The organism is Streptomyces sp. NPDC047079 (assembly GCF_040643755.1).
Lineage (GTDB): Bacteria > Actinomycetota > Actinomycetes > Streptomycetales > Streptomycetaceae > Streptomyces.
In genome coordinates this window covers 1-12,520 of record NZ_JBEYUZ010000009.1, presented here as the reverse complement: position 1 = coordinate 12,520, position 12,520 = coordinate 1, and the positions used below count along the sequence as shown (strand labels likewise).

General features: G+C 70.5%; 9 protein-coding genes. 6 read left to right on the top strand and 3 right to left on the bottom strand.

Features of this window, described 5'->3' with window-relative positions; all coding sequences use genetic code 11:
• Positions 1 to 70: 70 nt before the first annotated feature.
• Positions 71 to 289, top strand: coding sequence for a hypothetical protein (locus ABZ823_RS14485; RefSeq protein WP_361658784.1), 219 nt, complete (start codon positions 71 to 73; stop codon positions 287 to 289).
• 41 nt (positions 290 to 330) lie between these two features.
• On the opposite strand, the gene ABZ823_RS14480 is transcribed toward ABZ823_RS14485, so the two are convergent.
• Complete coding sequence (locus ABZ823_RS14480) at positions 331 to 1,290, bottom strand: RsmB/NOP family class I SAM-dependent RNA methyltransferase (RefSeq protein WP_361658781.1); 960 nt, start codon at positions 1,288 to 1,290, stop codon at positions 331 to 333.
• 120 nt (positions 1,291 to 1,410) lie between these two features.
• Here ABZ823_RS14480 and ABZ823_RS14475 point away from each other — a divergent pair, with 120 nt between their 5' ends.
• The 4 genes from ABZ823_RS14475 (at position 1,411) to ABZ823_RS14460 (ending at position 6,772) form a co-directional block, all read left to right on the top strand.
• On the top strand, positions 1,411 to 2,019 hold the full coding sequence (locus ABZ823_RS14475; RefSeq protein WP_361658778.1) for an acyl-CoA dehydrogenase: 609 nt from the start codon (positions 1,411 to 1,413) through the stop codon (positions 2,017 to 2,019).
• Between the two features lie 238 nt (positions 2,020 to 2,257).
• The gene (locus ABZ823_RS14470; protein ID WP_361658775.1) at positions 2,258 to 4,300 is read left to right on the top strand and encodes a M4 family metallopeptidase; all 2,043 of its coding nucleotides are present in this window, start codon (positions 2,258 to 2,260) and stop codon (positions 4,298 to 4,300) included.
• A 245-nt stretch (positions 4,301 to 4,545) separates the two neighbouring features.
• Complete coding sequence (locus ABZ823_RS14465) at positions 4,546 to 6,198, top strand: M4 family metallopeptidase (protein WP_361658772.1); 1,653 nt, start codon at positions 4,546 to 4,548, stop codon at positions 6,196 to 6,198.
• A gap of 67 nt (positions 6,199 to 6,265) precedes the next feature.
• Positions 6,266 to 6,772 (top strand): DUF1990 domain-containing protein, encoded by a 507-nt coding sequence (locus ABZ823_RS14460; protein ID WP_361658769.1) that lies wholly within the window; start codon positions 6,266 to 6,268, stop codon positions 6,770 to 6,772.
• Positions 6,773 to 6,799: 27 nt separating this feature from the next.
• On the opposite strand, the gene ABZ823_RS14455 is transcribed toward ABZ823_RS14460, so the two are convergent.
• Complete coding sequence (locus ABZ823_RS14455; protein ID WP_361658766.1) at positions 6,800 to 7,786, bottom strand: GNAT family N-acetyltransferase; 987 nt, start codon at positions 7,784 to 7,786, stop codon at positions 6,800 to 6,802.
• Between the two features lie 261 nt (positions 7,787 to 8,047).
• On the bottom strand, positions 8,048 to 10,672 hold the full coding sequence (gene glgP, locus ABZ823_RS14450) for an alpha-glucan family phosphorylase (RefSeq protein WP_361659318.1): 2,625 nt from the start codon (positions 10,670 to 10,672) through the stop codon (positions 8,048 to 8,050).
• 553 nt (positions 10,673 to 11,225) lie between these two features.
• On the opposite strand from glgP, the gene ABZ823_RS14445 reads away from it, so the two are divergent.
• The coding region (locus tag ABZ823_RS14445; RefSeq protein WP_361658763.1) for a maltotransferase domain-containing protein at positions 11,226 to 12,520 on the top strand (1,295 nt) is incomplete at its 3' end.

Genomic DNA, 12,520 nt, shown 5'->3' with positions numbered 1-12,520 from the left:
CCGGGGACCGTCCGGGTGGCCTGCTCGGCACCGGGGGCCGGCCGGCCGCGCGCGCCGGCAGGACTGCGAGGTGCGCGGCGTCGATCTCCAGGAGGCCGCCGCGGTGCCCGGGATCGTCCACGCCGCGGTGCCGGCCCCGCCCGGCACCCGGCTGCTGCTGCCGCCGAAGAACCCGATTCCGCGGCTCGCGGCGCTGATCGCGGTGGCCGACGACGAGGTGGGCACGGGGCACGCTCTGGACGTCGCCGAGCAGAAGGTCGCGGCGGACACCCTTCCGCCGGCCGGCTGAGCCGGGGCCGGTCCGGGAGCGGTGGCGCGGTCCGCCCGCGGCTACTCGCTCCCGGCCGGCGCCTTGACGATACGGGCGACGAAGAAGCCCTCGAAGGTGTCGGTGGGCGCCACCCGGACGGCGTCCTTCAGGCGCTCGTCGAACTTCATGCCCCGCCAGGAGGTGACCCCGGGCCGGAACGACGGCTCGGAGAAGTCCAGCGGCTCCAGGGTGAGGTCCTTGTGCCGCTCGAGGTTCTTGCTGACCGGGAACTCGTTCTCCTCGGGGCTCAGGGTGCAGGTGGAGTACACCATGACGCCGCCGGGCCGCAGCAGCTTGTAGGCCGCGCTGATCATCTTGGTCTGGAGGAACTTGTACTTCTCGATGCGCTCCTCGGACCAGAACCGCAGGGAGCCGGGGCGGCGCAGGTCGATCCGGCCCTCGCCGGAGCACTGGACGTCCAGCAGGATGCGGTCGAAGGATTCGGCGGGCAGCGACTTGTCGATGTACTGCGCGGGGTGCGTGGTCAGCTCCGCGTAGCGCACGCCGTAGAGCTCGGCCAGCTCCCCCGTCTTGCGGGCTCGGGGGGCCGCACCGTCGTTGAGCCACAGCCGGCAGTCGTTGCCTACGCGCGCGGCGAGGTGGAAGGCCTTCCCGCCGGGGGCCGCGGCCACGTCGAGGACGCTGTCGCCGGGGCGCGGCGACAGCGCGACGGGCGGGATGAGGCTGGAGGCGTTCTGGAGGTAGACACGGCCCTCGTGGGCCAGCGCGAGCATGTCCTCGAAGCCGTCGCCCTCCGGCCACAGGAACGTGTGCTCGGCCCAGTCGACCGGGAAGGCCTTGGGCGCCTTCTCCCGTACGGCGCGCAGGGTGTCCTGGTACGTGTCCTCGTCGAGCAGCCGGTTGACTCTGATGGAGGTGGGGCGGGCGCCCCGGAAGATCTCCTTGACCTCGGCCGGTCGGATCCGGAGGACCTCGGCCATACGCTGCTCGAACTGGCGGATGGTCCGCGCGCTGGACACGGCCGGGCTCCTTTCTGGCCGACCCCCGGGTCGGAACGGTCTCTGGGTCACCAGTCTCTCACTCGGCGGTGGCCCACCGATCCGCACAGCGGGACGTCCGGAACGCCCGGGAGCTGCGTCGTGCTCCAGGCCAACCTGATCAGCCACGGCCGTCTCACCTTCGACCTGCTCGCCACGGGCTCCCTCGACTACTGCCGCTACAGCACGGCCTACGGCTCGGTGGGCCTGGCCCAGGCGTGTCTCACAGCGAGTCTGGAGTACACCCGTGAGCGCACCCGGTTCGGCGTCCCGATCCGGGATCACCCACTGGTGCGCCGCATGCTCACGGACATGATCTCCTCGGTCGAGGCGGCGCGGCTGCTGTGCCGCCAGGCCGGTGTGCTGCGGGCCCGCAACCACAAGGACGCGATCCGCCAGACCCTGATCGCCAAGTACGCCGCCTCCCGCACCGGCCTCCAGGTCGCCGAGGACGCCGTGCAGCTGCACGGCGCCAACGGCATCGGGCCGGACTTCCCGGTGCAGCGGCATCTGCGGGACGCGAAGGTGCAGGAGATCATCGAGGGCACCAGTCAGATCCAGCAGCTTCAGATCGCCGAGATGACCCTCTGGTCAGGGCACCCGCGAAGACCCCGTCGGCCATGCCGTCGGGGCCTTCGCGCCGTCCGGGACCGTGCGCCGCCGCTCACGTTCCCGCCACGCCCGTATGAACGGTTCGTATATCGAACATGACTATCCGGACAACGAACGATTTCCGGCCAACTTCTTGATGCGATCCTGACAATCGCGCCGGTCTCTGCCACGCTTCCCACGGCCACCCCACAGCAACCCCACAGTTCCGTCGCTGTCCCGTGGCCCGTCACCTTCATGCACCTGGTTCCGCGTTCCGCCCTTGTTCTGCCCGGACGGGCGAACCTCCGTCCGGTCTCCCCTGGCCGCGCGAACCGCGGCCACGCAGAAGGAGTCAGTGTTGAGCAGCAGTTCCTCTCGCAGACGCACCTCCCACACCCCCTCCCGCCGCGCCGCGGCCGTCGCCCTCGTCGGCGTCTCCGCCCTGCTGGCCGCCGCCGTCCAGTCGGGCGCCGCGAGCGCCGCCCCGGCCGGTCCCAGGGCCGGGAAGATCAACCCCGCCCACGTGGCCCTGAAGCTGTCCCCCTCGCAGCGCGCCGAACTGCTGCGCGACGCCGACGCGGCGAAGGCGGACACCGCCCGGGCGATCGGTCTGGACGCCAAGGAGAAGCTGGTCGTCCGTGATGTCGTCAAGGACGGCGACGGCACGCTCCACACCCGCTACGAGCGCACCTACGCCGGCCTTCCGGTGCTCGGCGGCGACCTGGTGGTCGACACGGCCGAGTCCGGGAGGACCGAGCGGGTCGTCAAGGCCACCCAGGCCGCCATCAAGGTGGCCTCGCTCACGCCCGCCCTGGCCGCCGGCAAGGCGGAGAAGCAGGCGCTGTCCGCCGCGCGTGCGGAGGGCTCCCGGCGGACCGCGGCCGACGTGGCGCCGCGCAAGGTGATCTGGGCGGCGAGCGGCAAGCCCACGCTGGCGTACGAGACGGTGATCGGCGGCTTCCAGGACGACGGCACCCCGAACCAGCTGCACGTCATCACCGACGCCGCCACCGGCAAGGAACTCTTCCGGTACCAGGGCATCAAGAACGGTATCGGCAACACCCAGTACAGCGGCCAGGTCACGCTGACCACCACGCAGTCGGGCTCGACGTACACGCTGAACGACGGCTCGCGCGGCGCCCACAAGACGTACAACCTCAACCGTGGTACGTCCGGCACCGGCACGCTGTTCTCGCAGTCGAACGACACCTGGGGCAACGGCACCACGTCCAACGCCGCGACCGCGGGCGCCGACGCGCACTACGGCGCCGCGACCACGTGGGACTTCTACAAGACCACCTTCGGCCGCAGCGGCATCAGGAACGACGGCCAGGCGGCCTACTCCCGCGTGCACTACGGCAACTCGTACGTGAACGCGTTCTGGGACGACGGCTGCTTCTGCATGACGTACGGCGACGGGTCCGGCAACGCGGACCCGCTGACCTCGCTGGACGTGGCCGGCCACGAGATGAGCCACGGCGTCACCTCCAACACCGCGGGCCTGAACTACTCGGGCGAGTCCGGCGGCCTCAACGAGGCCACCTCCGACATCTTCGGCACCGGTGTCGAGTTCTACGCCAACAACGCCTCCGACCCGGGCGACTACCTCATCGGCGAGAAGATCGACATCAACGGCAACGGCACCCCGCTGCGCTACATGGACAAGCCCAGCAAGGACGCGGCGTCGAAGGACAACTGGTACTCGGGCATCGGGTCGGTCGACGTGCACTACTCGTCCGGCCCGGCGAACCACTTCTTCTACCTGCTGAGCGAGGGCAGCGGCGCCAAGGTCATCAACGGCGTCAGCTACGACTCGCCCACGGCGGACGGCCTCCCCGTGACCGGTATAGGCCGTGACAAGGCGCTTCAGATCTGGTACCGGGCGCTCACCACCAAGTTCACCTCGACCACCAACTACGCGGCGGCCCGCACCGGCACGCTCGCGGCGGCGGGTGAGCTGTACGGCACCTCGGGCGCCGAGTACAAGGCCGTGCAGGACGCGTGGGCGGCGGTCGCGGTCGGTTCCCGCTCCGGCGGAGGCGGCGGAGGCGGGACGTCGTACGAGAGCACGACCAAGGTGTCCATCCCGGACGCCGGCGCCGCGGTCACCTCGTCCATCTCCGTCACCGGCCGCACCGGGAACGCGCCGAGCAACCTCCAGGTGACTCCGAACATCACGCACACCTGGCGCGGCGACCTGGTGATCGATCTGATCGGCCCGTCGGGCACCGCGTACCGGCTGAAGAACTTCAGCTCCTCCGACTCGGCGGACAACGTGACCGACACCTACACGGTCAACGCCTCGTCCGAAACGGCCAACGGCACCTGGAAGCTGCGGGTCCAGGACCAGGCGAGGCAGGACGTCGGCACGATCAACAGCTGGAAGATCACTTTCCCGTAACCCGCAGTTCAGGGCACCCGAGGCAGGGCGCCGTCCCGGAGGTTCGACACCCCGGGGCGGCGTCCGTTCACATTCCCGAAACGTTAACCAGCCAGTCGAATTTGAGCCAACATCACTTCGGGGTCCTGACATGTACGCGCTCTTGATGCGACTCTTCCACCACTCGCCGCACGAGCACAGCAACTTCACTTCCGTCCCGGCCGGCAACCCCACGCCGACCGGACTCCCCCACATAAGGAGCTTGTGTGACTCCCCGCTACGCGCGTCACCAGCGCACCACTCTGGCCATCGCCACCGCCGTCGCCGCCGGAGCCCTCCTCGCCACCGGTCTGACCACCGGGGCCTCGGCCCAGAGCCCGGCGGCCGACAAAGCTCCCCTCGCCGCCGCCCCGACCGTCCTGTCCGCGACGGCCCGCACCGCCCTCGTCGAGGAGGCGCAGGCCAACGCCGCCGAGACCGCCCGCCAGATCGGCCTCGGCACTCAGGAGAAGCTGGTCGTCAAGGACGTCGTGAGAGATGTCGACGGCACGGTGCACACGCGCTACGAGCGCACCTACGCCGGCCTCCCGGTCCTCGGCGGTGACCTCGTGATCCACACCGCGAAGTCCGGCAAGACGCAGGGTGTGACCAAGGCGACCAAGGCGGCCATCAAGGTGGCCAACCTCAAGCCCCGGATCACCGCGGCGAAGGCGGAGAAGCAGGCCGTGAAGGCCGCGCAGAGCGCGGGCTCGGAGAAGACCGCCGCCGACGGCGCGCGCAAGGTCGTCTGGGCGGGCAACGGCAAGCCGGTCCTCGCCTACGAGACGATCGTCGGCGGGCTCCAGGACGACGGCACCCCGAACCAGCTGCACGTCATCACCGACGCCGCCACCGGCAAGAAGCTCTACGAGTACCAGGGCATAGAGACCGGAACCGGCAAGAGCCTGTACTCGGGCACGGTCACCCTGGGCACCACCAAGTCGGGTACCTCGTACCAGCTGTACGACACCACGCGCGGCGGCCACAAGACGTACAACAAGGCGCACGGCACCAGCTCGTCCGCGGGCACGCTGTTCACCGACTCGGACGACGTCTGGGGCACCGGCAGCGCCTCCAGCTCCACCACCGACCAGACCGCCGCCGTCGACGCCGCCTACGGCGCGCAGACGACCTGGGACTTCTACAAGAACACCTTCGGCCGCAGCGGCATCAAGAACGACGGCAAGGCCGCCTACTCCCGGGTGCACTACGGCAACCAGTACGTCAACGCGTTCTGGGACGACAGCTGCTTCTGCATGACCTACGGCGACGGCACGGGCAACAACCACCCGCTGACCTCGCTGGACGTGGCCGGCCACGAGATGAGCCACGGCGTCACCTCCAACACCGCGGGCCTGAACTACTCGGGCGAGTCCGGCGGCCTCAACGAGGCCACCTCCGACATCTTCGGCACCGGTGTGGAGTTCTACGCCAACAACGCCTCCGACCCCGGTGACTACCTCATCGGCGAGAAGATCGACATCAACGGCAACGGCACCCCGCTGCGGTACATGGACAAGCCCAGCAAGGACGGCGGCTCCGCCGACTCCTGGTCCTCCGGCGTCGGCAACCTCGACGTGCACTACTCGTCGGGCGTGGCGAACCACTTCTTCTACCTGCTGTCGGAGGGCAGCGGCTCCAAGACGATCAACGGAGTGACGTACAACTCGCCGACCTCCAACGGCTCCACGGTCACCGGCATCGGCCGGGCCAAGGCGCTGCAGATCTGGTACAAGGCGCTGACGACGTACTTCACGTCGACGACGAACTACAAGTCGGCCCGTACGGGCACCCTCTCGGCGGCGGCGGCCCTGTACGGCTCCGGCAGCGCCGAGTACAACGCGGTGGCGGCGGCCTGGTCCGCGGTCAACGTGAGCTAGAGGCGCGTAGCGACACAGCGGCCCCCGGCTCGAAGGCGACGCCGGGGGCCGCTCTACGCTGGGGCCCATGTCCTTCACGTACGAGGATGTCGGCGCGACACGCGACGGCCACTGCCCCGCGGGGTTCCGCCCCCTGCACGTCCGCGCCCGTATCGGGGAGGGCGAGGAGGTGTTCCGCCGGGCGTCCGAGGCCCTGCTCACCTGGGAGCTGCACCGCGCCATGGGCGTCGGCGTCTCGGCCGGCGCGGACCGGGCGGCCCCCGGCGTCGACGTCACACTCACCCTGGCCGGCGTGATCAAGGCCCCGTGCCGGGTGGTCTGGGCGGTCGAGGAGCACCGCCGCGCGGGCTGGGCGTACGGCACGCTGGAGGGCCACCCGGAGTCCGGCGAGGAGGCTTTCGTCGTGGACCGCACCGGCGACGGCACGGTCTGGCTGACGGTCACGGCCTTCAGCCGCCCGGTCAAGTGGTACACAAGGGCGGGCGGCCCGGCGGCACGGGGGTTCCAGCACGTCTACGCGCGACGGTGCGGGGCGGTCCTGCGGAAGCTGTGCGCGCCGTACGGCACAGACTGAGTGCCGCTGCTTATCTCCCCTGCACCGTCACCGCACGACCAACACGATGAGCATCGCCGCCCAGCACACTGCCACCAGAACGGGCAGCAGGGCCATGATCAACCCGGTGGGCGACTGATGAAGCCAGTCGTTGCCCTCGGTATCCGTACCTCTTCCCACGATCCGCTGCCCGCCGTGCCAGGCGAGCACCTCCTCCAGGTCCATCGCGCAGCGTTTGCGGGCGCTGAGGTAGCGGCGGCCGAAGCGCAGCATCTGCGCGAAGGCGAGCGCGGAGCCCAGTCCGATGACACAGACGATCGACGCAAGGCTTCGCGACACGTCCTGTGCGGAGCCCGCGTCCTGCTGGGCGCCCAGCGTAAAGCCGAGAGCCGCCGCCAGACCGGCGGTGATGTAGAAGAAGTTGTTCAGCTTCTGCCAGTTGGTGTTGTCCTCGTGCTTGTACAGGTCCACGGCGATGGCGTACTGGGCTTGCAGCAGCGTCTCCCGCGGCTTGCGCGCCACCCACACCATGCGTCGTCTGCCGTCGGGCGGGGTGAGCCTGGTCAGCTCCTCGAAGCCGAGCTTGCGGTGGAAACCGGCCGACGCCTCGTTGTAGGGCTCGCAGACGGCCGCCGCGATCACCGGGCTCGCCGTCCACTGCTCCAAGACATGGTGGTAGAGCCGGGAGGCCACGCCGGAGCGGGCCACCGAGCGTGCCACGCACACCTGCTTGATGACGAGGAAGGCGCCGAGCGTGCTCTTGACCCGGTGGTTGAGCCATTCGTCGGGCCCGAGGCGCTCGTCGCTGTAGGCCAGCACGAAACCCACCACTTCCTTGCCCTTGAGGGCCACCCAGAAGTGTTCGGCGGTGCTGAGCCGGTTCCGGTAGTCGTCGATGGTGTAGTCGGACACCAGGAAGCCGTCACGGCTCGCGCGGTCGGGGTCGACCCCGTCCAGACGCCAGTCCTGGGCCAGCGCCACTACAGCTTGGAGTTGGTCGTCTCCCGCCCGAACGATCTCGATACCGTCGGCCACCGTCGCCCCCCTTGTACCGTCCCCTGTTGAGTGCGGGTGCCAACTTATCGTCCGGCAAGGCGAGTTGAGGGGTCGATTCACGCCATGCACACGCTCGGCGGTCCTGCCCTCCGGTCCCCGGTCCGTACGTGACGCCTACGGACGCCGCTCCGGGCTGCCAGGTGGCGGCTCCGCCGTCCGAGCGGTGCGCGAGGCGTGCCGCGCACCGCTCGGCCGTCATTCACTCCGTCGACAAGCCGGGCGACAGCTCCCGGGGAGCCCTCACCGCATCAGTACCCCAGCCCCCTCCCCCGCCCCCTCCGAAGGCACCGACACCAAGCCGAGTTCCGCGCTCGTCGCCAGCAGCCGGTGCGCCGGAAGGATCCGCACGGTGTAGCCGAACGGCCCGGTGCGGTCCAGGGACAGCGGGCCCTCGTACGCCCAGCGGCCCTCCAGGTCCGGGCCGCCCGCCGGTTTCAGGGCCGTCGCCGTCGCGTCCGCGATGCGGTCGTCCGCGTCGACACGGCCCGACACCGCCTGGACCTCCACGTCGTCGGGCGCCAGGTCGCCGAGGCCCACCCGGACCCGGAGCGAGAGCGTCGCGCCCAGCTCCGCCGTCGCCGTGGCCGCCGACGCCTCCACATGGTCGACCGTGACCGCCGGCCACGCGGCACGCACCCGTGCCTTCCAGCCCGCCAGCTCCCGCGCCGCGTCCGATGTCATCGCCCGGTGCGCGTGCGCCGCCGGGGTGTACAGACGCTCCACGTACTCGCGCACCATCCGCCCGGCCAGCACCTTGGGGCCGAGGTTCATGAGGGTCTGGCGCACCATCTCGATCCAGCGGTCGGGCAGCCCGCTCTGGCCCCGTTCGTAGAAGCGCGGCGTCACCCGCCGCTCCAGCAGCTCGTACAGGGCCGCGGCCTCCAGGTCGTCGCGGCGGTCCTCGTCCATGGCGGCGCCGTCCGCCGTGGGGATCGCCCAGCCGAAGTCCGGCTGGAACCACTCGTCCCACCAGCCGTCCAGGACCGACAGATTCAGGCCGCCGTTGAGCGCCGCCTTCATGCCGCTGGTCCCGCACGCCTCCAGCGGGCGCAGCGGGTTGTTCAGCCACACGTCGCAGCCGGGGTAGAGCTTCTGCGCCATCGCCATGCCGTAGTCCGGCAGGAAGACGATGCGGTGGCGCACGCGCGGGTCGTCGGCGAACCGCACCAGCTCCTGGATCAGGCGCTTTCCGCCGTCGTCCGCCGGGTGAGCCTTGCCCGCCACGACGATCTGCACCGGACGCTTCGGGTGCAGCAGCAGTTCCATCAGGCGGTCCCGGTCGCGCAGCATCAGGGTCAGGCGCTTGTACGACGGTACCCGGCGGGCGAAGCCGATCGTCAGGACGTCGGGGTCCAGGACCCCTTCGATCCAGCCCAGTTCGGCCGTGCCCGCACCGCGCTGCCGCCAGGACGCGTACAGCCGCTCCCGCACCTCCAGCACCAGCTGTTCACGCAGGACCCGGCGCAGATCCCAGATCTCCTGGGCCGGGATCTCCGCGATGCCGTCCCAGCGCTCGCGCCCGCCGACCGTCATCGCGTCCTCGGTGCGCTCCGCGCCGATCTGCCGGGCCCCGAGCCGGAACACCTCCGGGGCCACCCAGGTCGGCGCGTGCACCCCGTTGGTCACCGACGTGATCGGTACCTCGTCGGGGTCGAAACCCGGCCACAGTCCGGAGAACATCTCCCGGCTGACGCTGCCGTGCAGCAGCGAGACCCCGTTGGCGCGCTGACCGAGCCTGAGGCCCATCACCGCCATGTTGAACAGGTTGGGCTCACCGCCCGGGTAGGTCTCCATGCCGAGTTGCAGGATCCGCTCCACGGCGATGCCCGGAAGCTCCGCGCCGGGTCCGAAGTGGCGGGCCACCAGCTCCCGGTCGAAGCGGTCGATGCCGGCCGGGACGGGGGTGTGGGTGGTGAAGACCGTGCCGGCCCTCACCGCCTCCAGAGCCCCGTCGAAGTCCTCACCGGCCGCGCACAGTTCGGCGATCCGCTCCAGGCCCAGGAAGCCCGCGTGTCCCTCGTTGGTGTGGAAGACCTCCGGCTCGGGGTGCCCGGTCAGCCGGCAGTACGCCCGCACCGCGCGCACCCCGCCGATTCCCAGCAGCATCTCCTGGAGCAGCCGGTGCTCGCTGCCGCCGCCGTACAACCGGTCGGTGACGCCCCGCTCGCCGAGGTCGTTCTCCTCCACGTCCGAGTCGAGCATCAGCAGCGGCACCCGGCCCACCTGGGCGAGCCAGATACGGGCCTGGAGCCGGCGGCCGCCGGGCAGGCCCAGCGACACCTGGGCCGCGGTGCCGTCCGGCTCGTGCAGGGGCGCCACCGGCAGCTCGTTCGGGTCGAGCACCGGATAGTGCTCCTGCTGCCAGCCGTCCCGGGACAGGGTCTGCCGGAAGTAGCCGTGCCGGTAGAGCAGACCCACGCCGATCAGCGGGACCCCGAGATCGCTGGCCGCCTTCAGATGGTCGCCGGCGAGGATGCCGAGGCCGCCGGAGTACTGGGGCAGCGCGGCGGTGATGCCGAACTCGGGTGAGAAGTAGGCGATCGCGGCGGGGAGGTCGGACCCGGACGCGCGGGACTGGTACCAGCGGTCGCCGCTCATGTAGTCGGTCAGATCGTCGGCGGCCGCGGCGAGACGGCGCAGGAAACGGCGGTCCTCGGCCAGCTCCGCGAGCCGTGCGGGCGGCACACTCCCCAGCAGCCGCACCGGGTCGCCGCCCGAGGCGGCCCACCGCTCGGGGTCGACCGACTGGAAGAGGTCACGGGTCTCGGAATGCCAGGACCAGCGCAGATTGCGGGCGAGGTCGCTGAGCGGGTGAAGGGTTTCGGGGAGGACGGGACGTACGGTGAACCTGCGGATGGCCTTCACGAGTTCCACCTTCACGTAAGGGCGTACGCGGCGTGTCATCCCCGACGGTACGCCGCGCAGCGACGGCGCGTTCGGCTTACCGCCGGTTCGCGCGGAGCCGGCGCCGCGGGCTCGTCCCGAAGGGCACGGGGCCGATATGGCCGATTCCGCCCCGTCAGGCGGGCTTGTGGGCCTGTGGGCTTGTGGCGGTTCACACCGCACGAGAGGCTGCCCGTCGGCGTACCCGCGCTCACGGGGAAGCAGGGCCGGGTCGGCGCCGGTGGAGATCACCGACGCGGGCTCCGGCTCGCCGGTCAAACTCCTGCGGGTGGGCAACCCTTGAACTGCCGTTCACCGGGCACCCGTACTGTTACCGGCCTCGCCCCCAGCGGGCGGGGCCGGTCCCTTTCCCTCGCCCGGATGCGGCCGGTCTTGAAGGTAGACATACGCGTGAGTAGTTAACAAAGTGCCGGAATGCCCACCCGCACTTGGTGGGAAGGCTCCTCCGGTAACCCCGCCGGCCATCTTGCGACACCTTCATCCGCCACCCACGTTGACGCGGACAGGAGCGGTCATGCCCCCGACGCACCACTCGCCGACATCCACGGCCCCCGGCACCGGCGCCTCCCCCCTACGGACCCCCGACGCCGGTCCTCCCGCCCCCCGAACACCTTCCTCAGGCCAGGATCCCGCCCCGGTCGCGGGCACGGGTCCCGCCCTCGGACGCATCCCCGTCCTCGATGTACGCCCCCTCGTTCTCGGGGGCCGCCGCCCGGCCAAGGCGGTGGTGGGCGAGGAGTTCGAGATCTCCGCCACCGTCTTCCGCGAGGGCCACGACGCCGTCGCCGCCAATGTCGTCCTCACCGATCCGGAGGGCCGTCCCGGTCCCTGGACGCCGATGCGTGAACTGGAACCCGGATCGGACCGCTGGGGCGCCACCGTCTCCGTACCCAGGGAGGGCGACTGGACCTACGCCGTGGAGGGGTGGGGCGATCCGGTCGCCACCTGGCGGCACCACGCGACGATCAAGATCCCGGCAGGGATCGACACCGAACTCGTCCTGGAGGAGGGGGCGCGGCTGTACGAGCGCGCCGCCGCCGGGGTCCCGGAGCGCGAGGGCCTCGGTGAGGTGCTGCTCGCCGCGGCGGCCGCCCTGCGCGACACCGGCCGCCCGGCCTCCTCCCGGCTCGCGGCGGCTCTCACCCCCGAGGTGGGTGAGGTGTTGGCGCGGTTTCCGTTGCGGGAGTTGGTGACGTCGTCGGGTGTGTTGCCGTTGCTGGTGGAGCGGGAGCGGGCGTTGTTCGGGTCGTGGTACGAGTTCTTTCCGCGTTCGGAGGGGACGGCTGAGTGTGCGCACGGGACGTTCCGTTCGGCGGCGCGGCGGTTGCCGGTGATCGCGGGGATGGGTTTCGACGTGGTGTATCTGCCGCCGGTTCATCCGATCGGGACGACGTTTCGTAAGGGCCGTAACAACAGTTTGTCGGCGGGTGGGGGTGATGTGGGGGTGCCGTGGGCGATCGGGTCGTCGGAGGGCGGGCACGATGCGGTGCATCCCGGTCTGGGGACGTTGGAGGATTTCGACTGGTTCGTGGGGCGGGCGCGGGAGCTGGGGCTGGAGGTGGCGCTGGATTTCGCGTTGCAGTGTTCGCCGGATCATCCGTGGGTGGAGAAGCATCCGGAGTGGTTCCGGCATCGTGCGGACGGGTCGATCGCGTATGCGGAGAATCCGCCGAAGAAGTATCAGGACATCTATCCGGTGTTCTTCGATGCGGACATGGAGGGGCTGGTGGCGGAGACGCTGCGGGTCCTGCGGTTCTGGATGGGGCATGGGGTGCGGATCTTCCGGGTGGACAATCCGCATACGAAGCC